16 protein-coding genes are annotated in these 26,553 nt (G+C 71.4%); 6 read left to right on the top strand and 10 right to left on the bottom strand.

Going from position 1 to position 26,553, the window contains the following annotated elements; all coding sequences use genetic code 11:
* The coding region (locus tag ACFVH5_RS35210) for an alpha-1,4-glucan--maltose-1-phosphate maltosyltransferase (protein ID WP_385837742.1) at positions 1–2,094 on the bottom strand (2,094 nt) is incomplete at its 3' end.
* 258 nt (positions 2,095–2,352) lie between these two features.
* Positions 2,353–3,552 (bottom strand): S8 family peptidase, encoded by a 1,200-nt coding sequence (locus tag ACFVH5_RS35205; RefSeq protein ID WP_385837741.1) that lies wholly within the window; start codon positions 3,550–3,552, stop codon positions 2,353–2,355.
* Positions 3,553–3,849: 297 nt separating this feature from the next.
* On the opposite strand from ACFVH5_RS35205, the gene glgP reads away from it, so the two are divergent.
* Positions 3,850–6,468, top strand: a complete 2,619-nt coding sequence (gene glgP / locus ACFVH5_RS35200) for an alpha-glucan family phosphorylase (protein WP_385837740.1) — start codon at positions 3,850–3,852, stop codon at positions 6,466–6,468.
* Positions 6,469–6,516: 48 nt separating this feature from the next.
* Here glgP and ACFVH5_RS35195 read toward each other — a convergent pair whose 3' ends face one another.
* The 8 genes from ACFVH5_RS35195 to glgX all read right to left on the bottom strand — a co-directional run bounded on the left by ACFVH5_RS35195 (position 6,517) and on the right by glgX (position 21,330).
* Positions 6,517–7,023, bottom strand: coding sequence for a DUF1990 family protein (locus tag ACFVH5_RS35195; RefSeq protein ID WP_385837739.1), 507 nt, complete (start codon positions 7,021–7,023; stop codon positions 6,517–6,519).
* Positions 7,024–7,096: 73 nt separating this feature from the next.
* Entirely contained in the window at positions 7,097–8,743 is a 1,647-nt protein-coding gene (locus ACFVH5_RS35190) for a M4 family metallopeptidase (protein WP_385837737.1), read from the bottom strand.
* 319 nt (positions 8,744–9,062) lie between these two features.
* A complete protein-coding gene (locus ACFVH5_RS35185) occupies positions 9,063–11,099 on the bottom strand; it encodes a M4 family metallopeptidase (RefSeq protein ID WP_385837736.1) in 2,037 nt (678 codons plus the stop codon).
* 351 nt (positions 11,100–11,450) lie between these two features.
* Positions 11,451–13,283, bottom strand: a complete 1,833-nt coding sequence (locus ACFVH5_RS35180) for an ABC transporter ATP-binding protein (RefSeq protein WP_385837735.1) — start codon at positions 13,281–13,283, stop codon at positions 11,451–11,453.
* Positions 13,280–15,112: an ABC transporter transmembrane domain-containing protein gene (locus ACFVH5_RS35175; RefSeq protein ID WP_385837744.1), complete on the bottom strand. Its 1,833-nt coding sequence runs from the start codon at positions 15,110–15,112 to the stop codon at positions 13,280–13,282. The genes ACFVH5_RS35180 and ACFVH5_RS35175 overlap by 4 nt, the downstream gene beginning before the upstream one ends.
* A 41-nt stretch (positions 15,113–15,153) precedes the next feature.
* Complete coding sequence (locus tag ACFVH5_RS35170; RefSeq protein ID WP_385837734.1) at positions 15,154–17,031, bottom strand: ABC transporter ATP-binding protein; 1,878 nt, start codon at positions 17,029–17,031, stop codon at positions 15,154–15,156.
* A complete protein-coding gene (locus ACFVH5_RS35165; RefSeq protein ID WP_385837732.1) occupies positions 17,028–18,887 on the bottom strand; it encodes an ABC transporter ATP-binding protein in 1,860 nt (619 codons plus the stop codon). Before ACFVH5_RS35165 ends, ACFVH5_RS35170 begins: the two co-directional genes overlap by 4 nt.
* A 127-nt stretch (positions 18,888–19,014) precedes the next feature.
* Complete coding sequence (gene glgX, locus ACFVH5_RS35160) at positions 19,015–21,330, bottom strand: glycogen debranching protein GlgX (protein ID WP_385837731.1); 2,316 nt, start codon at positions 21,328–21,330, stop codon at positions 19,015–19,017.
* Between the two features lie 271 nt (positions 21,331–21,601).
* Between glgX and ACFVH5_RS35155 the strand changes: the two genes are divergently transcribed.
* The 5 genes from ACFVH5_RS35155 (at position 21,602) to ACFVH5_RS35135 (ending at position 26,463) form a co-directional block, all read left to right on the top strand.
* Positions 21,602–22,834, top strand: a complete 1,233-nt coding sequence (locus tag ACFVH5_RS35155) for an Ig-like domain-containing protein (protein ID WP_385837730.1) — start codon at positions 21,602–21,604, stop codon at positions 22,832–22,834.
* Positions 22,835–23,016: 182 nt separating this feature from the next.
* Entirely contained in the window at positions 23,017–24,264 is a 1,248-nt protein-coding gene (locus ACFVH5_RS35150) for an Ig-like domain-containing protein (protein WP_385837729.1), read from the top strand.
* A gap of 130 nt (positions 24,265–24,394) precedes the next feature.
* Complete coding sequence (locus ACFVH5_RS35145) at positions 24,395–25,162, top strand: enoyl-CoA hydratase/isomerase family protein (protein ID WP_385837728.1); 768 nt, start codon at positions 24,395–24,397, stop codon at positions 25,160–25,162.
* A 304-nt stretch (positions 25,163–25,466) separates the two neighbouring features.
* Positions 25,467–25,970: an ATP-binding protein gene (locus ACFVH5_RS35140; RefSeq protein ID WP_210889674.1), complete on the top strand. Its 504-nt coding sequence runs from the start codon at positions 25,467–25,469 to the stop codon at positions 25,968–25,970.
* Between the two features lie 280 nt (positions 25,971–26,250).
* Positions 26,251–26,463 carry an EF-hand domain-containing protein gene (locus tag ACFVH5_RS35135; RefSeq protein WP_210890568.1) on the top strand — a complete coding sequence of 71 codons (213 nt, stop codon included), beginning with the start codon at positions 26,251–26,253 and terminating at the stop codon, positions 26,461–26,463.
* The last annotated feature ends 90 nt before the right edge of the window (positions 26,464–26,553 follow it).

Here is a 26,553-nt window from a genome sequence, read left to right as displayed (position 1 = left end):
GGCGTGCCAGTCGAGGCCGAGTCGTGGCATGTCCAACGAGATGGTGGCTTCCTGGGTGTGGTGGGGGTCGAGGTTCACGACCACCAGAACCGTGTTCGATCCGCGGGCGTCCGTGACCGACTTGGAGTACGCGAGCACCGCCTCCTTGTCCGTGTGGTGGAAATGCAGGTCACGCAGTTGTCGAAGGGCGGGACTGCGGCGCCTGATCGCGTTGAGTTCGGCAATCAGGGGCGCGATGCTACGGCCTTCGCGTTCTGCCGACTCCCAGTCTCGCGGACGTAGTTGGTACTTTTCGGAGTTCAGGTATTCTTCGCTGCCGTCGCGCACCGGCACGCCTTCGCACAGCTCGAATCCGCTGTAGACACCCCAGGTCGGGGACAGCGTCGCGGCCAGTACCGCGCGCAGTTCGAAGGCGCCCCGGCCACCGTGCTGAAGGAACTCGTGCAGGATGTCGGGGGTGTTGACGAAGAAGTTGGGCCTCATGTACGCGGCGGCGTCACCGGAGAGTTCGGTGAGGTATTCGGTCAGTTCCTCTTTGGTGTTGCGCCAGGTGAAATACGTGTAGGACTGCTGGAAACCGATCGCACCGAGCGTGTGCATCATCGCCGGGCGGGTGAACGCCTCGGCCAGGAAGATCACATCGGGATCGGTGCGATTGATCTCCCCGATCACCTCTTCCCAGAAGATGACCGGTTTCGTATGCGGATTGTCCACGCGGAAGATCCGCACACCATGACTCATCCAGAACCGCAGCACCCTGAGCGTCTCCCGCACCAGGCCCGGCATGTCCTTGTCGAAGGCGATCGGATAGATGTCCTGGTACTTCTTCGGCGGGTTCTCCGCGTACGCGATCGTGCCGTCGGAGCGGTGGTGAAACCACTCCGGGTGCTTCTCCACCCACGGGTGGTCGGGGGAACACTGGAGCGCGAAGTCGAGCGCGATCTCCAGGTCCAGTTCCGCGGCCCGGCGCACGAAGTCGTCGAAGTCGTCGATCGTGCCGAGGTCGGGATGGACGGCGTCGTGCCCGCCCTCCGGCGAGCCGATCGCCCACGGCACCCCGACGTCGTACGGGCCGGGGTCCAGCGTGTTGTTGGGGCCCTTGCGGAAGGTCGCGCCGATGGGGTGGACCGGTGGCAGGTACACCACGTCGAAGCCCATGCCGGCGATCGCGGGCAGCCGCTCGGCCGCCGTTCTGAACGTACCGCTGACCGGCGGTTTCCCGGGCTCGACCACCGCGCCCTCCGAGCGCGGGAAGAACTCGTACCAGGACCCGAACAGCGCCCGCTCGCGTTCGACCTGGAGGTTCAGCGGGTCGGCGGCGGTGACCAGCTCGCGCAGGGGGTGGCGGGCGAGGACGTGGTCCACGTCGGGGGTGAGCGCGGCGGCCAGCCGGGCCGCCGCGGGACGGGCGGTGTCGCGCAGGGCCTCCACGGCCGCGAGCATCGCCTCCCGCCGCCCCTTGCTCTTCGGTACCCCGGCCGCGGCACGCTCGTACAGCAGCGCGCCCTCCTCCAGGACGAGCTCGGTGTCCATGCCCGCCGGGATCTTGATCCGGGCGTGGTGGCGCCAGGTGGTGATCGGATCGCCCCAGGCCTCCACGGTGTACGTCCAGAGGCCGGGCGCCGGTACGGAGACGGTGGCACCCCAGCGGTCGGTGCCGGGGGCGAGTTCGCGCAGGGGTGTCCAGGGGCCCGTGCTCCCCCCGGGGCCGCGCAGCACGACGTTCGCGGCGACCGCGTCGTGACCCTCCCGGAAGACCGTCGCGGAGATCTCGAAGGACTCTCCCACCACGGCCTTCGCCGGGCGTCGGCCGCCCGCGACGAAGGGACGTACGTCCAGGACGGGGATACGGCCGATCACGGGGGCGCTCACGGAAGCACTTTCGGGGCTGGGGGCGGCGGGCGCGGCCTGCGTCGGCCGGGTCGTCCCGGTCGGACTGGTCGTGCCGGTCGGAAGGATCGGTTCCGCCGGAGTCGCCTTCTCGGCGGTCCGGGTCTTCGATGCCGGTGGGCGGTGTGCTTTCTCCCCCGGATCCGGGGGTGGTGTGGTGCCGGGCGTCGGGGGTGGTGACGGCTGGTGGTGCTTGGCGGGCATGACCGCTCCTGTCCGCGTCAACGTGGGCGGGCGGATGAGAGTGCGGGGAGGTGGTCCCTGCGGTGCGCTACCGAGGGAGCCTTCCCTCCCCTTTCGGGTGAGCAATCCGGCACTTTGTTAACTACTCGCGCGTATGTCCACACACAAGACCGGCCTCGCCCGTTGGGAATCCGCCACTGATCTGCAGAGCGTCTACTGATCCGTGAAGCATCTACCCGGGATTCGCGGGACGAGACCGGCCGGTGAATGTCTAGTTGGTCAAGGGTTGTCCACCTGCAGGAGTCTGTCGGGGGAGCCGGGACCCACGTCCGACAGCTCCCCGGCGGCGGCCCGGTCGACGAGTGCTCCGGCGACCTCGGCGGGAGCCGCCGAGGAATGGTCGGCGAGATACAGCGCGGCCGCGCCGGCGGCATGGGGCGACGCCATCGACGTACCCGAGAAGGTCGCCGTGCCCGTGTCGCTCGTGTGCGAGGCGGAGGTGACACCCACGCCCGGCGCGAACAGGTCGAGCGGCGCGCCCCAGTTGGAGAAGAACGCCCTCGCGTCGTTCGTGTCGCTCGCCCCGACCGTGATCGCCTCCTCGACCCGGGCCGGTGAGTCGAGGCTCGCCGAACGGTTGTCGTTGCCTGCCGCGATCGTGTAGCTGACGCCGGACGCGATGGAGTTGCGTACGGCCGCGTCCAGCTGCGCGCTGGCCGGGCCGCCCAGGCTCATATTGGCGACGGCCGGTTTCACGGCATGGGTCGTCACCCAGTCGATACCGGCGATGACCTGCGACAACGTACCGGCCCCCGTGTCGTCGAGCACACGGACGGCGACGACCCGCGCCTGCTTCGCGACCCCGTACGTCGTGCCCGCGATCGTGCCCGCCACATGGGTGCCGTGACCCTGGCCGTCCTGCGCGACGGCGTCGTCGTCGACGAAGTCCCAGCCGGAACTCGCCCGCCCGCCGAAGTCCTGGTGGGTGACGCGTACGCCGGTGTCGATGACGTACGCCGTCACGCCCTGCCCCGCCGACTCCGGCCAGGTGTAACTTCCGTCCAGCGGCAGTTCCCGCTGGTCGATGCGGTCGAGGCCCCACGGCGGGTCCGGCTGCTGGTGCTCGACGGTCACCGTGGCGTCCCGTGCGACCGAGGCGACGCGGGGGTCGGCGGCCAGCCGCCGCGCCTGCCGCTCGCCGGCCCGCACCGCGTAGCCGTTGAGCGCCGTGCTGTAGGCGTGGCTTATTTTTGCTCCGTACGCGGTGGCGACCGCCCTGCCCGCCTTCGACGGAGCCTTCGTTGCCCCTTTGAGCGTCACGATGTAACTGCCACTGACGGAGCCGGCTCTCGCGCTGCCGGCTATCCGCCCCTCGGGCGCGGCGTGCGCGGGCGGAGCGGGAGCCGAGACGGCCGCTGCCGTCAGGACCGCGGTCAGGCCTCCCGCCAGGTGCAGCCGCCGTGTGCGCCTCACTGTCATGGTGTGCGCTCCCCTCGTCGACATGCGGCAGCCTCTCGTGCGCCGCGAACCCCCACAAGCCCGTACGCCGGTGCGGAATCGGCCATATCACCCGCCCCCGCACAGAAGGCCGCGCCCCGTCAGGGGCGCGGGGCACTGCGCGGCCCGCCCCCACCGAGCCCGCAGACTCATCCCGAGCTTCCCGCGGAGCAGATCGCGCCGTGGTTGCGGAGCACCCACGCCGCTACCGTCGTGGATGACGTCCGCACGTCCTTGGCGACAAGCCCGTTGTGAAGCCCCTTGTGAAGGTGGAAGCTCGTGAAGGCCATCCGCAGGTTCACCGTGCGTCCCGTACTCCCGGAAGCCCTCCACCCCCTCAGCGATCTGGCGCGCAACCTGCGCTGGTCCTGGCATGCCGAGACCCGTGACCTCTTCCAGTCCGTGGACCCCGAACGCTGGACCGCCTCGGGCTGCGATCCCGTACAGCTCCTCGGGAACGTGTCGTCCGCACGGCTGGCCCAGCTGTCCGACGACAGAAGGTTCCTGAGGCGGCTGTCCGCCGCCGCCGACGATCTCAACGACTATGTGACGGGCGACCGCTGGTACCAGTCCCAGCCGTCCGAACTCCCCGCCGCCATCGCCTACTTCTCACCCGAGTTCGGCATCACCGCCGCGCTCCCGCAGTACTCCGGAGGCCTCGGCATCCTCGCCGGGGACCATCTCAAGGCCGCCAGCGACCTCGGCGTACCCCTGATCGGTGTCGGACTGCTCTACCGGCACGGCTACTTCCGGCAGTCCCTGTCCCGGGACGGCTGGCAGCAGGAGCACTATCCGGTCCTCGACCCCAACGAACTGCCCGTCTCCCTGCTGCGCGAGGCCGACGGCACCCCCTCCCAGGTCTCCCTGGCCCTCCCCGGCGGTACGGCCCTGCACGCGCGCATCTGGCTGGCCCAGGTCGGCCGGGTCCCGCTGCTGCTGCTCGACTCCGACGTCGAGGAGAACGACCTCGGCGAGCGCGGGGTCACCGACCGGCTCTACGGCGGCGGCAGCGAGCACCGGCTGCTCCAGGAGATGCTGCTCGGCATCGGAGGCGTACGCGCCGTGCGGACGTACTGCCGGCTCACCGGCCACGCGCGGCCCGAGGTGTTCCACACGAACGAGGGCCACGCCGGCTTCCTCGGTCTGGAGCGGATCCACGAACTGTCCTACGAGGACCTCGACTTCGGGGCCGCCCTCGAAGCGGTCAGGGCCGGGACCGTCTTCACGACCCACACCCCCGTGCCCGCCGGCATCGACCGCTTCGACCGGGAACTGGTGGCCCGCCACTTCGGCCCCGACGCGGAACTCCCGCGCATCGACGTCGAACACATCCTGCGCCTGGGCATGGAGACCTACCCCGGCGGTGAGCCGAACCTCTTCAACATGGCCGTGATGGGACTGCGGCTCGGCCAGCGCGCGAACGGCGTCTCCCTCCTGCACGGCCAGGTCAGCCGCGAGATGTTCTCCGGACTGTGGCCCGGCTTCGACCCCGCCGAGGTCCCCATCACCTCCGTGACGAACGGCGTCCACGCCCCCACCTGGGTGGCCCCCGAGGTGTTCCGGCTCGGCGCCCGGCAGATCGGCGTGCAGCGCACCGAGGACGCCCTCACCGTCGGCGGCTCCGAGACCTGGGACGCCGTCGCCGACATCCCCGACCAGGACATCTGGGAACTGCGCCGCTCCCTGCGCGAGCAACTGGTGGCGGAGGTACGGGAGCGGCTGCACGCGTCCTGGCGGCAGCGGGGCGCGGGGACGGCCGAACTGGGCTGGATCGACGGCGTACTGGACCCGGACGTCCTGACCATCGGCTTCGCCCGCCGCGTCCCCTCCTACAAACGCCTCACACTGATGCTGCGGGACCGCGACCGCCTCATGGACCTCCTGCTGCACTCCGAGCGGCCCGTCCAGATCGTGGTGGCGGGCAAGGCCCACCCGGCCGACGACGGCGGCAAACGCCTCGTACAGGAACTGGTGCGCTTCGCCGACGACCCGCGCGTACGCCACCGCATCGTCTTCCTGCCCGACTACGGCATGGCCATGGCGCAGAAGCTGTACCCCGGCTGCGACATCTGGCTCAACAACCCACTGCGCCCCCTGGAGGCGTGCGGCACGTCGGGCATGAAGGCCGCGCTGAACGGCTGCCTCAACCTGTCGGTCCTGGACGGCTGGTGGGACGAATGGTTCCGGCCGGACTTCGGCTGGGCGATCCCCACGGCGGACGGCACCGCGGTCGACGACGACCGCCGCGACGAACTGGAGGCCTCGGCCCTCTACGACCTGCTGGAACAGCGGGTGGCCCCGCGCTTCTACGAACTCGGCCAGGCGGGCCTGCCCGACCGCTGGATCGAGATGGTCCGCCAGACCCTCTCCCACCTGGGCCCCAAGCTCCTGGCGGGCCGCATGGTCCGCGAGTACGTCGAACGCCTCTACACCCCGGCGGCGCTGGCCCACCGCTCCATGGACCACCCCGCCGCGAGGGAGCTGGCGGTGTGGAAGTCCCGGGTGCGGGCGGCCTGGCCGCACATCACGGTCGACCACGTCGAGACGACGGCCGCGACCGCCACGGCCGAACTGGGCTCGACGCTGTCCCTGCGGGTCCTCGTCGGCCTCGGCGAGCTGGCCCCGGACGACGTCGAGGTGCAGGCGGTCTCGGGGCGCGTCGACTCCGAGGACCGCATCACGGACGGCACGACGTTCCCGCTGAAGCCGGCGGGCGGCCCGGACGCGGAGGGCCGCTGGCTCTACGAGGGCCCGCTCTCCCTCGACCGCACGGGCCCCTTCGGCTACACGGTCCGCATCCTCCCCGCCCACCGGCTCCTCGCCTCCAACGCGGAACTGGGCCTGGTGGCGGTCCCGGCGGAGGAGCTGGTGGAAGGGGCGGGGGTACTCATGCGGTGAGGTGCGGTGCGGTGCGATGAAGCGGCGTACGGCGAGGCGGCCGGGGGGCTAGGCCTCGTCGAACTCCGCGCACATCCGCCGCAGCACCGCCCCGCACCGGCGCGCGTACGCGTGCTGCAGGCCGCGGGTCGCCGGGCCGCCCGCGCGGGTGTACCACTTCGCCGGGCGGCTGAAGGCGGTCACGGTCAGCCAGACCGTGCCGTCGCCCGTGCGGTCGACCACGAAGGCCTCCTCGCCGGACTCCGGATGGCCGGGCAGCGTGCCGTAGGCCCAGCCGGCGCGGCGGGGTTCGTCGAGGGTCCAGACCACGCGGCAGGGCGCCTTGATGAGGGGGCCCAGGCCGACCGTCACGTCGACGCCCGGGGCGGCCTCGGCGGCCTCCGTCGTGATCGTGACACCGGCCGCCTTGTGGACTTCCCAGGTCATGACCGCCTGCGAGGCCGTTTTGAAGACCTCGTGGCCCTCGCCTATGCGGGTGCGGACGTGCAGCGGGTGGAAGCCGGGTGGGCACCGGCCGTCGCGGGTCGCGCCCACATCCTCGTACGTGAAGGGCATGGGCACCAAGAGTAGGGCGGTACCCGGGACCGATCTCGTCCCGGGTACCGCCCCGCGCACAACTATTCGGGCACTATGCGACGTTCACGCCGGACCAGGCCGCCGCCACCGCCTTGTACTCGGTGCTCGTCGAGCCGTACAGCGCCGACGCCGCGCTCAGCGTTGCCGTGCGGGCGCCCGCGTACTTCGTCGTGGACGTCATGTACTCGGTGAGCGCCTTGTACCAGATCTTGATGGCCTTGTCGCGGCCGATGCCGGTGAGCGTCGTGCCGTTGGACGTCGTGGAGTTGTAGCTGACGCCGTTGATCGTCTTGGCGCCGCTGCCCTCCGACAGGAGGTAGAAGAAGTGGTTCGCCGGGCCGGAGGAGTAGTGGACGTCCACCGAGCCGAGGCTGGACGACCAGCTGTCCTTGGACGCGCCGTCCTTGCTCGGCTTGTCCATGTAGCGCAGCGGGGTGCCGTTGCCGTTGATGTCGATCTTCTCGCCGATGAGGTAGTCGCCGACGTCGGACGAGCTGGCCGCGTAGAACTCGACCGCCGTGCCGAAGATGTCGGAGGTGGCCTCGTTCAGACCGCCGGACTCACCGCTGTAGTTGAGGCCCGCGGTGTTCGCGGTCACGCCGTGGCTCATCTCGTGGCCCGCGACGTCCAGCGAGGTGAGCGGCTTGACGCTGCCCGCGCCGTCGCCGTACGTCATGCAGAAGCAGGAGTCCTGCCAGAAGGCGTTGACGTACGCGGTGCTGTAGTGGACGCGGGAGTAGGCCGCGACGCCGTTGTTCTTGATGCCGGTGCGGCCGAGCACGTTCTTGTAGAAGTCCCAGGTGACCTGGGCGCCGTAGTGCGCGTCGACCGCGGCGGTCTGGGTGTTGGACGCCGCGCCCGTGCCCCAGGTGTCGTCCGCGTCGGTGAACAGGGTGCCGGTGCCGGAGGTGCCCTTGTTCAGGTTGTACGTCTTGTGCGAGCCCCGGGACGTGTCGTTGAGCTGGTACGTCGAGCCGGAGAGCGAGGTGCCGATGGTGACCGTGCCGGAGTACTGGCTGTTGCCGATACCGGTCTTGACCGCCTCCCACTCGTACAGCTTCTTGCCCGACTCGGCGTCGGTGACGACGTGCAGCTCCTGCGGGGTGCCGTCGTGCTGGAAGCCGCCGACGACCGTCTCGTAGGCCAGGACCGGCTTGCCGTCGGCCGCCCAGACGACCTTGCGGGGCGCCTTGTCGGCGGCGGACTTGGTGCTGCCCTCGGCCTTCGCGGCGGTCACGGCCTGCTTCTCGGCCGTCGACCTGGCGATCGACGGCGTGACGTCGGCGACCTTGATGGTGGCCTTCGTCGCCTTGGTCACGCCCTGCGTCGTACCGGCCTTGGTCTCGTGGACGACCAGGTCGCCGCCGAGGACGGGGAGTCCGTCGTACGTGCGCTCGTAGCGGGTGTGGGTCGTGCCGTCGACGTTCTTGACGACGTCTCTGACGACCAGCTTCTCCTTGGCGCCGAGACCTATCTCGTCGGCGGTCTCCGTGGTGGCGGCGTCGGCCTTCGCGATGAGGCTCGCACGGGCCGCCGGGGACAGCTGGACCGCGGACGCGGCGAGCGTCGCGTCGGAGCTCTCCGCCGGGGTCTGGGCGGAGGCACCGGTGGTCAGACCGGTGGTGAGGAGAGCACCGGCCGCGACGGCGGTGGCGATGGCCAGGGAGGTGCGGTTGCGACGCGCGTAGAGGGGGGTCACACAAGCTCCTTCGTGGGGGGTGTCCGACCGGTATGGGGAAGCGGTCGGGCTGCTGTGAAGTTGCGGTGCGGGTGTGCCTGCCGTGCCAGGTGAACAGTGCCAGGTGGGTCGCGTACATGTCAGCGGGGCAAATGGAGGTTGGCCGGAAATCGTCCGCTGCCCGAAGATCGGCGTACGCAATGCGGACTTGATCGCCCGCAAAGTACGGGCAATGGAACCGGAATCGAGGGGCAAGGCCACGGCAAAGCCGGAGCAAAGAGGGTGCCGCCCCGGGTGGTGGATCCCGGGGCGGCACCCGTGGTGGAGCGGGGTCGCGCGGCTAGCTCGTCGGGAAGGTGATCTTCCAGCTGTTGATCCTGCCGACGTCCTGCGCCGCCTGGTCCTGAACCTTCAACTGCCAGGTGCCATTGGCCACTTCGGTTGAAGCGTTGACCGTGTAGGGCTCGGTGACGTTGTCCGCCGAGTCCGAGGAGCTGAAGGACTTGAGGCGGTACGTCGAGCCGTCGGGCGCCACCAGGTCGATGACCAGGTCACCGCGCCAGGTGTGCGTGATGTTCGGCGTGACGATCAGGTTCGACGGGGCGTTTCCGGCCTGGCCGGAAACAGTTATCGAGGAGGTGGCAGCGGCTCCGTTGTCCGGAATCGATACCGCGGTCGTGTTCTCGAAGGACGTGCCGCCGCCCCCGCCGCCGGGCCGGGTGCCGACGTTGATGCCCGCCCAGGCGTTCTGCACGGCCGTGTACTCGGCGCTGGTCGTGCCGTACAGCTCACCCGCGACCGCGAGCGTGCCGGTGCGGGCCGCCGCGTAGTTGGTCGTGGAGGTGAACTTCGTGGTGAGCGCCTTGAACCAGATCAGCGCGGCCTTCTCACGGCCGATACCGGTGACCGGCAGACCGTCGGAGGTCGGCGAGTCGTACGCGACGCCGTTGACGGTCTTGGCGCCGCTGCCCTCGCTGAGCAGGTAGAAGAAGTGGTTCGCCGGACCGGAGGAGTAGTGCACGTCCACCGAGCCGATGCCCGAGTACCAGCTGTCCTTGGACGCGCCGTCCTTGCTCGGCTTGTCCATGTAGCGCAGCGGGGTGCCGTTGCCGTTGATGTCGATCTTCTCGCCGACCAGGTAGTCGCCGACGTCGGAGGAGTTCCCGGCGTAGAACTCGACGGCCGCCGCGAAGATGTCGGAGGTCGCCTCGTTCAGACCGCCCGACTCGCCGCTGTAGACGAGCCCCGCGGTGTTCGCGGTCACGCCGTGCGTCATCTCGTGCGCGGCCACGTCGATCGACGTGAGCGGCTTGGCGTTGCCCGACCCGTCGCCGTACGTCATGCAGAAGCAGGAGTCCTGCCAGAAGGCGTTGACGTAGTTGCTGCTGTAGTGGACGCGGGAGTACGCGCCGACACCGTCACCGCGGATACCCGTGCGGCCCTGGACGTTCTTGTAGTAGTCCCAGGTCAGCGCGGCCCCGTAGTGGGCGTCCGCGGCGGCCGTCTCGGTGTTCGAGGCGGCGCCGTTGCCCCACACGTCGTCCGGGCCCGAGAAGAGCGTGCCGGTCCCCGACGTACCGCGGTTCAGGTTGTTCGTCCTGTGGTTCCCGCGCGTGGTGTCCGTGAGGTTGTACGTCGATCCGGACTGCGCGCTGCCGAGCGTCACCGTGCCGCTGTACTGGGTGTTGCCGGTGCCGTTCTCGACGCCCTGGTACTCGTAGAGCTTCTTGCCGGTGGCCGCGTCCGTGACGACGTGCAGCTCGTTCGGGGTGCCGTCGTGCTGGAGGCCCCCGACGACCGTCTCGTACGCGAGCGTCGGCTTGCCGCTCGCCGCCCAGATCACCTTGCGGGCGCCGTCGGCCTCGGTCCGCTTCGAGCCCTCCGCCGAGGCCGCCGTCAGCGCCTGCTTCTCGGCGACCGCCGGCTTCACGGCCGCGCTGGTGGTGAGCCCCGTGAGCGAGGCCCGCACCGCCCGCGTGACGCCCTCCGTCCTCCCCGACTTCGCGGTGTCGACGACCAGGTCGCCGCCGAGGACCGGGAGTCCGGCGTAGGTGCGCTCGTAGCGCGTGTGGACCGTGCCGTCCGCGTCTTTGACGACGTCACGGACGACGAGCTTCTCCTTGGCGCCCAGGCCGAGTTCCGCCGCGGTGTCCGTCTTCGCGGAGTCGGCGTCGCGGATCAGCGCGGCGCGCTGGGCGGGGGAGAGCTTGACCGCCAGGGAACCCTTGTCGAGCTTGCCCGGGGCGGGTGGGGCGTCGGCGGTCGCGGCGCCGGTCTGGACGGCCGCGGCGAGCAGGGCGGCGACGGCGACGAGCGCGCCGGCCGTGGCCTTGCGGGGGATGGAGCGGGCGGTGGGTCTGTGGGAGGTGCGCTTCAACACGGACTCCTTCTGCGTGGCCACGAACGCGTGGCCAGGGGGGACCGGACGGTCGAGAGCCGTCCGGGCAGAACAAGACGGAACGCAGAACCACGTGCTTGTACGTGCGCTGGTGCAGGTGCCGGCACTTGTGCCTGTGGGGCCACGTGCGGGCAGAGCCGTTCACCACTCCACAGCGGTTTCTGTGAGGTTGCTGTGAAGTGGTCGTGGGAAGAGTGGCAGGAGATCTGCCGTTCTGTCAGGTGCGCAACAGCAAGTTGGCCGAAAGGCTCCGTTGTCCGGATGGTCATGTTCGGTATACGGACCAACTGCCGGACCGCCGGACGGCTGTACGGGGCAGCGGGCAGGGGTTCAGGAGGGGCGCGGGTGCTCGCCGTGCCACGAGTGCCACAGGGCCGCGTACGCGCCGTCGGCCGTCACCAGGTCCGCGTGCGTGCCCAGTTCGGTCAGTCGGCCGTCCTCCATCACGGCCACCCGGTCCGCGTCGTGCGCGGTGTGCAGGCGGTGCGCGATGGCGATGACGGTGCGCCCTTCGAGCACGGCGGCCAGCGCGCGCTCCGTGTGACGTGCGGTGGCCGGGTCGAGGAGCGCCGTGGCCTCGTCGAGGATCAGGGTGTGCGGGTCGGCCAGCACCACCCGGGCCAGCGCCAGTTGCTGGGCCCGCGAGCCGTCCGCGACCGGAGCCCCACCCGGCGGCCCGGCGGGGCCGGCGCCCGGGGGACGGCCGCCGGGGCCCAGCTCCGTGCCGAGCCCGTCCGGCAGGTCCCGGACCCAGTCGTCGGCGCCGACCGCCGCGAGCGCCGCCCACAACGCGGCGTCGTCGGCGGCCGGATCGGCGATCAGCAGGTTGTCGCGGACCGTGCCCAGGAACACATGGTGCTCCTGCGTGACGAGCACGACCTGCCGGCGCAGCTGTTCCGGGTCCAGCTCCGCGATCGGCACCCCGCCGACCGTCACCGAGCCGGAGCCCGGCACGTCGATGCCCGCGAGCAGCCGGGACAGGGTCGTCTTCCCGGCACCCGACGGCCCTACGACGGCCAGCCGTTCCCCGGGCCGTACGGTCAGGTCGACCCCGCGCAGCACCTCACCGCCGCGGTCGTACGCGTACCGCACCCCCCGTACGTCGATCAGGTCGTCCACCGGGACCGGGGCGGGGGACCTCGACGGCGGTCCCGACGCCGACGCCGCGCCCGCGGGGGCGGTCAGCGGGGCCCGGCCCAGGCCCTCCACCCGTGCGAACGAGGCGCCGCTGCTCTGCAGTTGCTCCACCCGCATCAGGATCGTGTCGAGCGGCGACTCCAGCTGGCGCAGATACAGGGCCGCCGCGACCACGGCGCCCACGCTCATCGCGCCCAGCGTGTGCAGGGCCCCGCCCACCATCAGGACGACGGCCACCGGCAGGACGTTCGAGATCTCCACGGTCGTGAACAACACGGACCGCAGGTTCAGCGTGCGCATACGGGTGCGCCGGGACACGTCGAGCGCGTCCCGGCTCGCGGTGACGCGCCGCCGCTGCAGCCCGAACGCCTCCACCGTGCGCGCGCCGGACGTGGTGGCCGAGACGATCTCGGCGACCTCCGAGGTGGCGGCGCCCTCGGCGAGGTAGGCGGGGCGGGCCCGGCGCAGATACCAGCGCAGGGCGAACCAGACACCGGCCTGGGCGAGCACCGCGCAGACGCCCAGCAGCGGATCGAGCAGGAAGACCGCGCCGATGAGGAACAGCGCCTGCACCGAGGAGATCAGCAGCTCGGGCCCCGCGTCCCGCAGGGTCGTGCCCACCGCGGCGACATCGGCGGTGCCGCGGGCCGTCAGATCGCCGGTGCCCGCCCGTTCCACCACGGACGCGGGCAGTGCCAGCGCCCGGTCGACGAACTCCTCGCGCACCCGCGCCAGCGTCCGCTCCCCGAACCGGTGCCCCACGAACCGGGCGGCCCGCGCCAGCAGCAACTGGGCGGGCGCGCACACCAGGATGACGAGCGCCAGCCGGTCCACGGCGGCGACCCCGGCACCGGCCCTGACCTCGTCGACGATGCGGCCGAGCAGCCACGGCCCGGCCAGACCGGCAGCGGCGGCCAGCGCGTTCAGGACGAGTACGGCGGTGAAGGCGCGGCCGTCCGCGCGGATCAGCCGGGCCGCGGCGGCGCGCACGTCGGCCGGTCCGGCGACCGGCAACTGCGTGCTCACCGCACGGCCCCTTCCGGCTCCTCCACGTCGTGCCCGCCGGTCTGCCCGGCCGCCGCGCCGTCCGGGTCCGCGTCGCGGGCCACCAGCGCCCGGTACCCCGGTTCGCTGTCGAGGAGTTCGCGGTGTCCGCCGACGGCCGCGACCTCGCCGTCGACCAGGTAGTACACGGTGTCCACCTGGTCGAGCACCAGGGGCGAGGTGCTGGTGACGAGGGTCGTGCGGCCGGTGCGTGCCGCGCGCAGCCGGGCGGCGACCGCGGCCTCGGTGTGCGCGTCGAGCGCCGAGGTGGGCTCGACCGCGAGCAGCACCTCGGGGTCGGCGAGCAGGGCCCGCGCGAGGCGTACGCGCTGTCGCTGGCCCCCGGAGAGGCTGCGGCCCTGCGCGTCGACGGCCGAGTCGAGCCCGTCGGGCAGCCCGAGCACGATGTCGTCCGCGACGGCCGCGTGCACGGCTCTGCCGACGGCCGCGTCGAGGTCCGTGCCGTCCGTGCCGGCCCGGTCCAGGCGGCCGGAGAGCAGCTCGCGCAGGGTGCCCGCGAACAGGTCGGCCTCGTTGTCGGCGACCAGGATCCGCTCCCGTATCCGCGGCAGGGCGATCGCGTCGAGCCGTACGCCGCCCCAGGTGGCCGCCGACCCGGTGTACCGGCCGAGCCGGTCGACCACGGCGGCGGACTCCGCCGGACGGGCGCCGGCCAGGGCGGTCAGCGCGCCCGGCACCACCCGGACACCGGACCGCGGATCGTGCAGCACCGAGGGCTCCGCGGGGGCGTCCTGAGGGAGGTTCGCGGCGGGGTCGTCCTCCGGGTCCGCAGGGAAGTCGTCCGCCATCAGCGGCTCCAGGGCCAGGAAGCGTACGACGCGTCGGCCGGCGACCACGCCCCGGCTGATCTGGTAGCCGCACTCGACGAAGAACGCCACCGGGCCCACCAGGACCGCCGCATAGCCGTACACGGACACCAGCTCGCCGACGGTGAGCGAGCCCTGCGCGGCGAGCCGGGCCGCCAGCCACGTCACCACGGCCAGGAACATGGTCGGCAGCCCCACCCCGAGCGCCTGGAGCCAGCTGGTCACGGACCCGACCCGGTACCCCTGTTCGCGCAGCAGGCGCGAGTCCCGGCGGAAGGCGTCCGCGAACAGTCCCTTGCCGCCGAGGCCGTTGAGGACCCGCAGTCCGCCCGCGAGGTCCCCGATCCGCGCGGTCAGCGTGCCCTGCAGCTCGCGGTACTCCGTCTCCACGCCCCGCAGCCGTCCCATCAGGGGGCCGACGAGTACGACGATCACCGGGATGCCGGTCAGGACCACCGCGGCCAGCGGCGTCGAGACCGACAGCAGCAGCCCGGCCACGACGACATAGGCGACGACCGAGCCGACGCCGGGCCCCACGACGGTCAGGGCCGCGCTGATCGTCAGCACGTCGCCGACGCCGATCGTGACGACCTCTCCGGCCCCCGTCTGCCGGGACAGCCCGGCGCCCAGCCGGGTCGCCTGCCCCACGACGAGCTTCACCGTACGGAAGTTGGCGTCCATCCGGACCTTGGTCATCGTGCGGTGGCGCAGGAGGCCCACCAGGGCGTTGAACACCCCGAGGCCCAGCAGCGCGGCGCACCAGCCGGCCAGTACGGCCAGGTCGCCCGGCTCCAGCCCGTCGTCGATGGCCCGGGACAGCAGATACGGCGTCAGCGCGATGAGCACCAGCCAGATGGTGGCCAGCACCGCACCGGCCGCCGACCGCCCCGGCTGCCGGGTGACCAGCCACCACAGGTACCGGCCGCCGCCGCGCAGGTCGGGGACGCCGGGATCCTCGTACGCGAAGCGCTCCGGGCGGCCCATCCGCTCGGGGCCCGTCCTCGCCGGGCCCACCCGCTCCGGGGTCACTCGGCGTGCTCCTCCACCAGGCTGTCCCGCCAGGCCCGGTGCAGGTCCGCGAACCGGCCCGTGTCCGTGACGAGCCGGTCGGGGCTGCCGTCCTCGACGACGCGGCCGTGCTCCATGACGAGGACCCGGTCGGCGATCTCGACCGTCGAGAGCCGGTGGGCGATGACCACCGCCGTACGGCCGCGCAGGACCGTGTGCATGGCCCGCTGGACGGCCCGTTCGCCCGGCACGTCCAGCGAACTGGTCGCCTCGTCGAGGATCAGGACCGCCGGGTCGGCCAGCAACGCCCGCGCGAACGCCACCAGTTGGCGCTGGCCGGCCGAGATGCGCCCGCCCCTCTTGCGTACGTCCGTGTCGTAGCCGTCCGGCAGGGAGCTGATGAAGTCGTGGGCTCCGATGGCCTTCGCGGCCCGCTCGATGTCCTCGCGGGACGCGTCGGGGCGGCCGATGGCGATGTTCTCGGCGACCGTGCCGGAGAACAGGAACGCCTCCTGCGTCACCATCACCACACCGCGCCGCAGTTCGGGCACGGACAGCTCGCGCAGATCCACGCCGTCGAGCAGGACACGGCCGGTCGTGGGGTCGTAGAAGCGGGCCAGGAGCTTGGCGAGCGTCGACTTGCCGGCGCCCGTGGAGCCGACCACGGCGACGGTCTGGCCCGCCGGGAGCGTCAGCGAGAAGGCCGGCAGCACCTCGCCGCCCGTCCGGTACGCGAACCGCACGTCGTCGAACACGACCTCCCGGCCCGGCAGTTCGGAGGCGAGCGGGGGCAGCTCACGCGGCTGCGAGGGTTCCGGCACCGAGGGGACCTGGGCCAGCAGACCCGCGATCTTCTCCATCGAGGCCGCCGCCGACTGGTACGAGTTGAGGAACATGCCGAGCCGGTCGATCGGGTCGTACAGGCGCCGCAGGTAGAGCACCGCGGCGGCCAGCACCCCCAGCGCGAGCGACCCGGACGCCACCCGGTACGCGCCCCACAGCACGATCCCCGCGACCGCCGTGTTGGCGACCAGCCGGGAGCCGACGACATAGCGGGCCATCTCCAGGATGGCGTCGCCGTTGACACGCTCGTGGCGGCTGTTGAGCGCGTGGAACGCCGAGTCGTTGACGGCCTCGCGGCGGAAGGCGCGTACCGGCCTGATGCCGTTCATCGTCTCCGCGAACTTCACGATGACCGCGGCGATGGCGGTCGACCGGACGGCGAAGATCCGCCCGGCGCGGCGCCGGTAGAGCCGGATGAGGAGGAACAGCGGGACGAACGACGCGACCGCGACCGCGCCGAGGCCCAGGTCCAGCCAGAGCAGCATCGTGGAGATGTAGACGAACGACAGGATGACCGTGATGAGTTCCTGGAGGCCCTCGCTGAGCAGTTCGCGCAGCGACTCGACGTCCGTCGTGGAGCGCGAGATGAGCCGGCCCGAGGTGTAGCGCTCGTGGAAGTCGACGCTGAGCGCCTGCGCGTGCCGGAAGATCCTGCCGCGCAGATCCAGCAGGACGTCCTGGTTGACGCGGGCCGAGGTGCGGACGAAGCCGTACTGGAGGGCTCCGGCCGCCACCGAGCACAGCGCGTACACCGCCGCCACCGCGATCAGCGGGCCGTGGTCGTCGGCGCGGAAGGCCGGTACGGCGCGGTCGATCGCGTACGCCACGAGCATCGGGCCCGCCTGCACCGCCGCCTGCTGGAGCAGCAGGAGGACCGCCGCGAGGACGACGCGGGCCCTCATGGGCGCGAGCAGGGAGCGCAGGAGGGTGGCCGTGGCGCGCGGGGGAGCGGGCAGGGCGTCACGGTCGAAGGGATCGCCGTCCTTGGGCGGCGGGTCCGCCGGACGGTCTGTGCTGTCGTCTGTCGGCGCGGTGGTCGTGGGCGCCGTCATCGGTTCTCCCTCTCGGTCGTCTCTGTCCTTCCCGACATCAGCCAGGCGTACTCCGCGCTCGTACGCAGCAGTTCGGGATGGGTGCCCACGGCGGTGATACGGCCGCCGGAGAGCAGGGCCACGCGGTCGGCGAGCAGGACCGTGGACGGGCGGTGGGCCACGACCAGGGCGGTCGTCCCGGCGAGGACGCGCCGCAGGGCCGCTTCGACCAGGGCCTCCGTGTGGACGTCCAGGGCGGACAGCGGATCGTCCAGGACCAGGAAGCGGGGGCTGCCGACGACCGCGCGCGCCAGGGCCAGGCGCTGGCGCTGGCCGCCGGAGAGACTGAGGCCCTGCTCGCCGACCTGGGTGTCCGTGCCGTGGGGCAGCGCGTGGACGAAGTCGGCCTGCGCGACGGCCAGGGCGCGGGCGAGATCGGCCTCGCCCGCGGTGTCCGCGGCGCCCATGAGGACGTTCTCTCCCACTCCCGCGGAGAAGAGGGTGGGCTCCTCGAAGGCGACGGCGACGAGGGCGCGCAGTTCCTCCCTGGGCATCGCGGTGATGTCCACGCCGTCCAGCGTGATCCGTCCCGCGGTGACCTCGTGCAGCCGGGGGACGAGCGCGGTGAGCGTGGTCTTGCCGGACCCCGTTCCGCCCACGAGGGCCATGGTCTCGCCGGGCCGTATGTGCAGATCGATCCCGTCGAGGACGGGAACACTGTCGGACCCGGCGTCGGGATACCGGAACCGCACCCCGTCGAACCGGAGCCCGGCCCCCGCCCCGGACGCCTGTGCCGCCCAGGACGCCTGTGCCGCCCCGGACGCCGGTGCTGCCCCGGACGCCGGTGCGGTGTCCGACTCCGGAGGCGCGTCCATGACCTCGAAGTAGCGTTCCGTGGCCGTCGCCGCCTCCTGGCTCATGGCCAGCAGGAAGCCGATCGACTCGACGGGCCAGCGCAGGGCGAGGGCCGTGGAGAGGAACGCGACCAGCGTGCCGGCCGACAGGGAGCCGTCGGCCACCTGCACCGTGCCGAGCACCAGGGCCGCGCCGATGGCGAGTTCGGGCAGGGTCGTGATCGCGGCGTAGATCCCCGCGAGCAGCCGCGCCTTGGCCAGTTCCGTGCCGCGCAGGGTCCGGGACAGGTCACGGAAGGCGAGCGCCTGGCTGCGGTGGCGGCCGAACCCCTTGATGATCCGGATGCCGAGCACGCTCTCCTCGACGAGCGTCGTCAGATCGCCGACCTGGTCCTGCGCCTGCCGCGCCACCCGCGAGTACCGCTTCTCGAACAGCCAGCAGACGATCATCACCGGTACGGCGGGTGCGAGCAGGACCAGACCCAGCGTCCAGTCCTGGGCCAGCATGATCAGGACGCCCACAAGGATCGTCACCGAGTTGACCAGCAGGAACGTCAGCGGGAACGCGAGGAACATCCGCAGCAGCATCAGATCCGTCGTCCCCCGCGACAGCAGCTGTCCCGACGGCCAGCGGTCGTGGAAGGCGATGGGCAGCCGCTGCAGATGCCGGTACAGACCGGCCCGCATCGCCGCCTCGACCCCGGCGAGCGGCCGGGCCACCAGCCACCGCCGGAGTCCGAAGAGCACCGCCTCCGCGACCCCGAGCAGCAACAGGTACAGCGCGCCGAGCCACACCCCGCCCGTGTCCCGGTCGGCCACCGGCCCGTCCACGATCCACTTCAGGACGAGCGGGATCACCAGCCCCGTACAGGAGGCGACGACCGCGACGACGGCCGCGACGGCCAGCCGTCCGCGCACGGGCTTCACGTACGGCCACAGCCGCAGCAGGCTGCGGACGGCGGAACGGCTCTCGGCGGGCCGGGTCTCGGCGGTTCCCTCGGCGGGCGCAGGTGTGGTGGGCATCAGCAGCGAGCCTACGTTTCGGCACTGACAACACCCAGCGAGTTTTGGCCGGTCGCAGCCTCCCGGGGCCGGGAGCCGTCCTAGGCGGTCGGGTACGGGAGATGCGCCGTCCGTGGCGGGCGCCCCCTCAGTCCGCCACCCGCAGCAGCAGCACCGCCCGCGCCGGCACGGTGATCGTCGCGCCCGCCCGGTGCAGCACGCCCGGCGCGGCCGACTGCTCCTCCCGCGAGGTGTCGACGACGACCTCGTACGACCGGGCCCACGGCGGCCCCGGCAGGACGAAGCCCGCCGGTCTGTCGCCCGCGTGCAGCACCGCGAGGAAGCTGTCGTCCGTGACGGGCACGCCCCGCGCGTCCCGCCCCGGGATGTCCCGCCCGGACAGGAACATCCCCAGGGTGCCGGCGGGCGCGTACCAGTCCCGTTCCGTCATCTCCGTGCCGTGCGCCGTGAACCACGCCAGGTCCCGCAGCCCGTCGGCCGAGTGCGCCCGCCCGGAGAAGAAGGCGCGCCGCCGCAGCACGGGATGCGCGTGGCGCAGCGCGATCAGCCGGGACGTCAGATCGAACAGGGCCCGCCAGCCGGGGTCGTCCAGCAGGCTCCAGTCGAGCCAGCTGATCTCGTTGTCCTGGCAGTACGCGTTGTTGTTGCCGCCCTGGGTGCGCCCCAGTTCGTCGCCCGCGACCAGCATCGGGACACCCGTGGAGAGCAGCAGCGTGGTCAGCAGGTTACGGAGCTGGCGGCGCCGCAGACCGCGGATCCGGGCGTCCTCGGTCTCTCCCTCGGTGCCGCAGTTCCAGGCCCGGTTGTCGTCGGTGCCGTCCCGGTTGCCCTCGCCGTTGGCCTCGTTGTGCTTGCGCTCGTACGACACCATGTCCCGCAGGGTGAAGCCGTCGTGGGCGGTCACGAAGTTCACCGAGGCGTAGGGCCGCCGCCCGCCCCACGCGTACAGGTCGCTGGAGCCCGAGAGCCGGTACCCGAGGTCCCGCACGTCCGGCAGCGCGCCCCGCCAGAAGTCCCGTACGGCGTTGCGGTAGCGGTCGTTCCATTCCGTCCACAGGGGTGGGAAGGCGCCCACCTGGTAGCCGCCGGAGCCGACGTCCCACGGCTCGGCGATCAGTTTCACGCGGCGCAGCACCGGGTCCTGTGCGATGACGGCCAGGAACGGGGACAGCATGTCGACGTCGTGCATCGACCGGGCGAGGGCCGCCGCGAGGTCGAAGCGGAAGCCGTCGACGCCCATCTCCGTGACCCAGTAGCGCAGCGAGTCCGTGATCAGCCGCAGCACGTGCGGCTGGACGACGTGCAGGGTGTTGCCGCAGCCCGTGTAGTCCGCGTACCGCCGGGCGTCGTCCTGCAGCCGGTAGTAGCCGCGGTTGTCGATCCCGCGCAGCGACAGCGTCGGCCCCAGCTCGCTCGCCTCCGCGGTGTGGTTGTAGACCACGTCGAGGATGACTTCTATCCCGGCGGCGTGCAGCGCGCGGACCATGCGCTTGAACTCGCCGACCTGCTGGCCGTTGGTCCCGGAGGCCGCGTATCCGGCGTGCGGGGCGAAGTAGCCGATCGAGTTGTAGCCCCAGTAGTTCTTCATGCCCCGGCGCAGCAGATGGTCCTCGTGCGCGAACTGGTGCACCGGCAGCAGCTCCACGGCCGTCACCCCGAGCGCCACCAGGTGCTCGATCGCCGCCGGGTGCGCCAGCCCCGCGTACGTGCCCCGCAGTTCCTCCGGGATGCCCGGGTGCAGTTTGGTGAAGCCCTTGACGTGCAGCTCGTAGATGACGGAGTCCGCCCACGGCGTCTTCGGACGCCGGTCGTCGGCCCACTCGTCACCGGGTGTGTCGTCGTGCACGACGACCCCCTTGGGGACGTACGGGGCCGAGTCCCGGTCGTCGCGCACGGTGTCCGCCACGTGCTGCTGCGGCCAGTCGCGCACATGCCCGTACACCTCGGGCGGCAGACTCCCGAACTCGTCGCGCCCGGCGCCGTCCACGGCACGGGCGTACGGGTCGAGGAGCAGTTTCGCGGGGTTCCAGCGGGCGCCGGTCCACGGGTCCCAGCGGCCGTGCACCCGGAAGCCGTACCGCTGTCCGGGCCGCACCCCGGGCACGAAGCCGTGCCAGATCTCATGGGTCAGTTCGGTGAGGGGAACCCGGACCTCGTCGCCCCCGCCGCCCCCGCTCCCTTCGTCGGGCGAGCCGAAGAGACAGAGCTCGACCGCCTCCGCCCCGCCCGCCCACAGCGCGAAGTTGGTGCCCGAGACCCCGTCGGGCCCGGTCCGGAAGCGCGCCCCGAGCGGGGTCGGCGCACCCGGCCACACGGAGACACCCGGCGCCGTGAGCGCCGTGCCGTTCACCGCGGGGGCGGCCTGTGCGGGCAGCCCTCCGCCGAGGGCGCGCCCCTCCTGCACCGGCTCCCGCACTGCCTCCTGCTCGGCTGCGCTCGACACCCTGGGCCCTCCCGCGGCTCGGTCGGAGCGGCACGAGGAGGACCGCGGCGTCCCGGCCGCGGTCTCCTGTCGCGTCGTCCTCCCCACTGTTCTGCCCAGAGCGGGGCTCGCACTCACGTTTCCTGAGGCGGAGGCCGAACAGAGGCACGGAATGCGAGGCGCCGCATGCGCGGCACGGAGCGCGAGGCGCGGAACGTGCGGTGCCCGGCGCCGCCCGGCACCCGCCGAACGGACCCACTTCCCCGGGGCCCGCTCCGTCGTTGGGTCCCACGTGATGCACGCACAGACGCGCCCGGGGCGCTCAGGGGCCGCGCTGGCCGCCGTACTGACATGGGCGGCCCTGCTGGCCGCCGCCGCGGGATGCACCTCGCACGGGGTGGACGAGATGCTGGGCAAGCCCCGCTCGCCCGAGGAGGCGATCCGGGTCTCGCCGGACGACGGCAGCAAGGCCGTACAGCCCGGGGAGGGCCTGAAGGTACGGGTCCCGGCCGGGCGCCTGGAGTCCGTGAAGGTCGTGAAGTCCCAGGACGCGCAGGAGTTCCCGGTGCCCGGCTCGATCGGCCGGGACGGCGCGACCTGGCGGCCCGACGATCCCAAGCTCGCGCTGGCCGCCAAGTACACGGTGGACGCGGTCGCGCTCGACGCCCACGGCCGGCGGGTGGCCCGGCACGTCACGTTCACGACGTACGTCCCCGACGAGCGGTTCATCGGATACGTCATGCCGGAGAACCGCTCGACGGTCGGCACCGGCATGATCGTGTCCCTGGAGTTCAACCGCGAGATCGAGAACCGGGCGGCCGTCGAGCGCGCGATCCGCGTGACCTCCGTACCGAGGACGGAGATCGCCCCGCACTGGTTCGGCGGGGACCGTCTCGACTTCCGGCCCGAGACCTACTGGAAGCCCGGCACCAAGGTCACCGTCGATCTGCGGCTGCGGGACGTCGAGGCGGCCACCGGCGTGTACGGACTGCAGTACAAGACCTTCTCCTTCACGGTCGGCCGCAGCCAGACCAGCGTCGTCGACGCAGCCGCCCACACCATGAAGGTGAGCCGCGACGGCGAACTCCTGTCCACGGTCCCGATCACCGCGGGAGCCCCCGGCAACACCACGTACAACGGGAAAATGGTGATCACCGAGATGCTGGAGGTGACCCGGATGAACGGGGCCACCGTCGGCTTCAAACGGGCCGACGGCAAGGGCGAGTACGACATCCCGGACGTCCCGCACGCCGTGCGCCTCACCTCCTCCGGCACCTTCCTGCACGGCAACTACTGGGCCAAGGGCGTGTTCGGCACGGCCAATGTCAGCCACGGCTGCGTGGGACTGCGCGATGTGAAGGGCGGCAGCTCCGCGACCCCGGCGGGCTGGTTCTTCGACCGCAGCCTCATCGGTGACGTCGTCGAGGTCGTCCGCAGCAATGACAAGAAGGTCGCTCCCGACAACGGCCTCGGTGGGTGGAACATGGGCTGGAAAGCCTGGAAAGCGGGCTCAGCGGTGAAGTAGCCCGACATAGGGGTACGCACAGGAAGGGCCCCCATCGCGCTCCCGGCTCCAGCAGTTGGGACTGAACGGTGACATTCCCGGGAGGTCATCTCTCCTGGCAGTGTGATTAATTAGCGCGATGCGTGCGCGGGACGCGCCGTCGTAGTACGGGCCTGAACAGGCCGTGCGAGGGGAGAACGAACTTGAACGGGCGACCGATATCGGGGGCGTCGGTTGGCGCGCGGACACGAAGCGGCAAGGGAGCCCTGGCACTTGTGCTGGGGGTGCTGCTGCTTCTCGTGACCGCGTGCGGCGGAGGAGGGGACTCGGACTCCGGGTCCGGCGGGGACAAGGACAAGGGCAAGGATTCCAGCCAGGCGGACACCAAGGTCTCGCAGGCGGTCGTGACCATCGCGCCGAAGGACGGCGCCGACGCCGTCAGGACCAGCGGCGCGCTGAAGGTGACGGCGGCCAAGGGCAAGCTGACCGAGGTGAAGGTCGAGGACACCAAGGGCAACCCGGTCGAGGGGAAGATCACCGGCGGGGGCGCCAGCTGGACGCCCGCCGCCCACCTCGCGGCCTCGACCAAGTACAAGGTCCACGCGGTGGCGAAGGACTCCGAGGGCCGTGAGGCCGCCGAGGAGTCCGCGTTCACCACGCTGACCCCGAAGAACACGTTCGTCGGCATCTTCACGCCGGAGGACGGTTCCAAGGTCGGCGTCGGAATGCCCTTCTCGGTGCGCTTCACCCGGGGCATCACGCACCCGGAGGACATCGAGAAGGCGATCAGGATCAAGACCGAACCCGCGGTCGACGTCGAGGGCCACTGGTTCGGCAACGACCGCCTCGACTTCCGCCCCGAGGAGTACTGGAAGTCCGGTACGAAGGTCACCGTCACCCTGAACCTCGACGGTGTCGAGGGCCGGCCCGGTGTCTACGGCGAGCAGGCCAAGACCGTGAAGTTCACCATCGGCCGCAGCCAGGTCTCCACCGTCGACGTCAAGACCAAGAAGATGACCGTCAAGCGCGACGGCAAGGTCATCAAGACCATCCCGGTCACGACCGGCAAGGCGGGTTACGAGACCTGGAACGGCCAGATGGTCATCAGCGAGCGCCTCCGGGTGACCCGTATGAACGGCGAGACGGTCGGCTACGGCGGCGAGTACGACATCAAGGACGTGCCGGACGCGATGCGCCTGTCCAACTCGGGCACGTTCATCCACGGCAACTACTGGGGCGGCGACGCCTTCGGCAACTACAACGCCAGCCACGGCTGCATAGGCCTGCGCGACCAGCGCGGCGGCGGTGACCGGGGAGCCCCGGCCGCGTGGTTCTTCGACCGCTCGATCGTCGGCGACGTGGTGGTCGTGAAGAACTCCAACGACCGGATCATCGACCCGGACAACGGCCTCAACGGCTGGAACATGTCGTGGGAGAAGTGGAAGGCCTGACCTCGCGCTGAGGGGAGCGCCGTCGACCGCGGCACCCCCTCTCCCGAGACCGTACGGCCCCGGTGTGCCCGTCCGTGATGTGACGGAGCACACCGGGGCCGTTGCCGTTAGCCTTCGTTAACCTGCCCTCATGACTGTGCATCTCGAAGTCGCCGAGGGCGTCGGCACGATCCGCCTCGACCGTCCGCCCATGAACGCGCTGGACGTCGCCACCCAGGACCGGCTCAGGGAACTCGCCGAGGAGGCCACCCGCCGCGAGGACGTGCGCGCGGTGATCCTCTACGGCGGCGAGAAGGTGTTCGCGGCGGGCGCGGACATCAAGGAGATGCAGGCCATGGACCACGCGGCCATGGTCCTACGCTCCCGGGCCCTCCAGGACTCCTTCACCGCCGTCACCCGCATCCCCAAGCCGGTCGTCGCCGCCGTCACCGGCTACGCGCTCGGCGGCGGCTGCGAACTGGCGCTGTGCGCCGACTACAGGATCGCCGCGGACAACGCCAAGCTCGGCCAGCCGGAGATCCTCCTCGGTCTGATCCCGGGCGCCGGCGGCACCCAGCGCCTGTCCCGGCTGATCGGCCCCTCCCGCGCGAAGGACCTCATCTTCACCGGCCGCATGGTCAAGGCCGACGAGGCCCTGACGCTCGGCCTGGTGGACAAGGTCGTACCGGCCGCCGACGTGTACACCGAGGCGCACGCCTGGGCCGCGAAACTCGCGCAGGGACCGGCGCTCGCGCTGCGCGCGGCCAAGGAGTCCGTCGACGTCGGCCTGGAGACGGACATCGAGACCGGACTCGCCGTCGAACGCACCTGGTTCGCGGGCCTGTTCGCGACGGAGGACCGGGAGTCGGGAATGCGGAGCTTCGTCGAGGAGGGTCCGGGCAAGGCGAAGTTCCTCTGACGCGGTGGCTGTTGGAAAACCGCTGCCGGTCCACTTGCTGTTGACGCGATGTATCACCCGTCCGTGTGGAGATCCGGCTCGGAGGGACGGCTTATCCGAGCCTTAAGGCAGGCTTAAGGCTTTCTTGCGGGGGAGCGCGGGCGATTGCCCCGAACGCCCCTGTCCGCGCAGGCCGGACGGGGTGCCCGGGCCATTGTGATGCCGATGGCATATGTCAATCGGATGATGCGGAACAATGGGTTCCGGGGGGCGTATTCCTCCGGAACACCCCCGGAGAGGCCCCTTCGGGGGTCATGATGGGGGCATGGCGGGGCTGGAGGGTATCGAACAGCCGCGGCGGCACGGGAGTGCGACCGCGGCGCGCTGGTCGCCTGCTGTCGAGGACGAACACGCGCTGAAGGCGCTGGAACTGTTCGGCAACCCCACCGAGGCGGAGGTACCGCTGCCGTCCCGGCCGGAGTCCGCCGCCACGGCGCGCCGGCTCACCCAGGTCGTCGTGCTCCGCCAGTGGGGCCTCTCGCCGAAGATGACCGAGGACGCCGTGTTACTGGTGTCGGAACTCGTGGGCAACGCGGTGCGGCATACGGGGGCGCGGGTCTTCGGGCTCCGGATGCGGCGCCGGCGCGGGTGGATCCGGGTCGAGGTCCGCGACCCCTCGCGGGGGTTGCCCTGTCTGATGCCGGTCCAGGACACGGACGTCAGCGGCCGGGGCCTGTTCCTGGTGGACAAACTCTCCGACCGCTGGGGGGTCGACCTCCTGCCGCGCGGCAAGACGACGTGGTTCGAGATGCGGGTGGCCGACCGGTAGGGGGTTTCGACCTCGCCGCCCCTACCCGTTCCCGTCACTGTGTCCTCAAACGCCGGACGGGCTGAAAGACATCCGCCGGGCCGGCAACACTTCAGCCTGTCCGGCGTTCGAGGACCGGGGGGTCGGGGGGGCGGAGCCCCTGAGTCGGTGACGGGGCGGGCAGGGCCGAGAGCATGAGCGGCTGCGAAAGCAACCGCACCTGGGTGGTCGCCGCGTCGCGTGCCGGAGCGGAACGTTAATCTGACCTCGTCAGTGAAGCACCACGAAGGGGCGGGGTCCGGTGGCGGACATCGAGGAAGCACGCAAGGCGTTCGAGCGCATCGACGTGGACGGGGACGGCTACATCACCGCCGCCGAGTTCAAGAAGGCCCTGGCCCAGGGCGGGGACTGGAACGTCACGGAGTCGGTGGCCGAGGCCGTCATCGCCGCCCAGGACCTCAACGGCGACAAGCTGCTCTCGTTCGACGAGTTCTGGGCCCACATCAACAAGTGACCCGAACGGAAGGGGCGCCCACCGGTTCACGGTTGGGGGCCCGGTTTGGTGTTTGTGCAAACGGGGGGGGGGGGGAATATCCCGGTTTTA

This window comes from Streptomyces sp. NPDC127119 (assembly GCF_042677425.1).
Lineage (GTDB): Bacteria > Actinomycetota > Actinomycetes > Streptomycetales > Streptomycetaceae > Streptomyces.
The sequence above is the reverse complement of the archived record's forward strand: the minus strand, read 5'-3'. Positions and strand labels throughout refer to the sequence as shown.

Bases quoted from the DNA above. Each gene is read 5' to 3' on its own strand.
- ACFVH5_RS35165 (WP_385837732.1), bottom strand. From the start codon at position 18,887: ATGCCCACCACACCTGCGCCCGCCGAGGGAACCGCCGAGACCCGGCCC.
- ACFVH5_RS35170 (WP_385837734.1), bottom strand. From the start codon at position 17,031: ATGACGGCGCCCACGACCACCGCGCCGACAGACGACAGCACAGACCGT.
- ACFVH5_RS35205 (WP_385837741.1), bottom strand. From the start codon at position 3,552: ATGACAGTGAGGCGCACACGGCGGCTGCACCTGGCGGGAGGCCTGACC.
- ACFVH5_RS35195 (WP_385837739.1), bottom strand. From the start codon at position 7,023: ATGCCCTTCACGTACGAGGATGTGGGCGCGACCCGCGACGGCCGGTGC.
- ACFVH5_RS35145 (WP_385837728.1), top strand. From the start codon at position 24,395: ATGACTGTGCATCTCGAAGTCGCCGAGGGCGTCGGCACGATCCGCCTC.
- ACFVH5_RS35175 (WP_385837744.1), bottom strand. From the start codon at position 15,112: ATGGGCCGCCCGGAGCGCTTCGCGTACGAGGATCCCGGCGTCCCCGAC.
- ACFVH5_RS35140 (WP_210889674.1), top strand. From the start codon at position 25,467: ATGGCGGGGCTGGAGGGTATCGAACAGCCGCGGCGGCACGGGAGTGCG.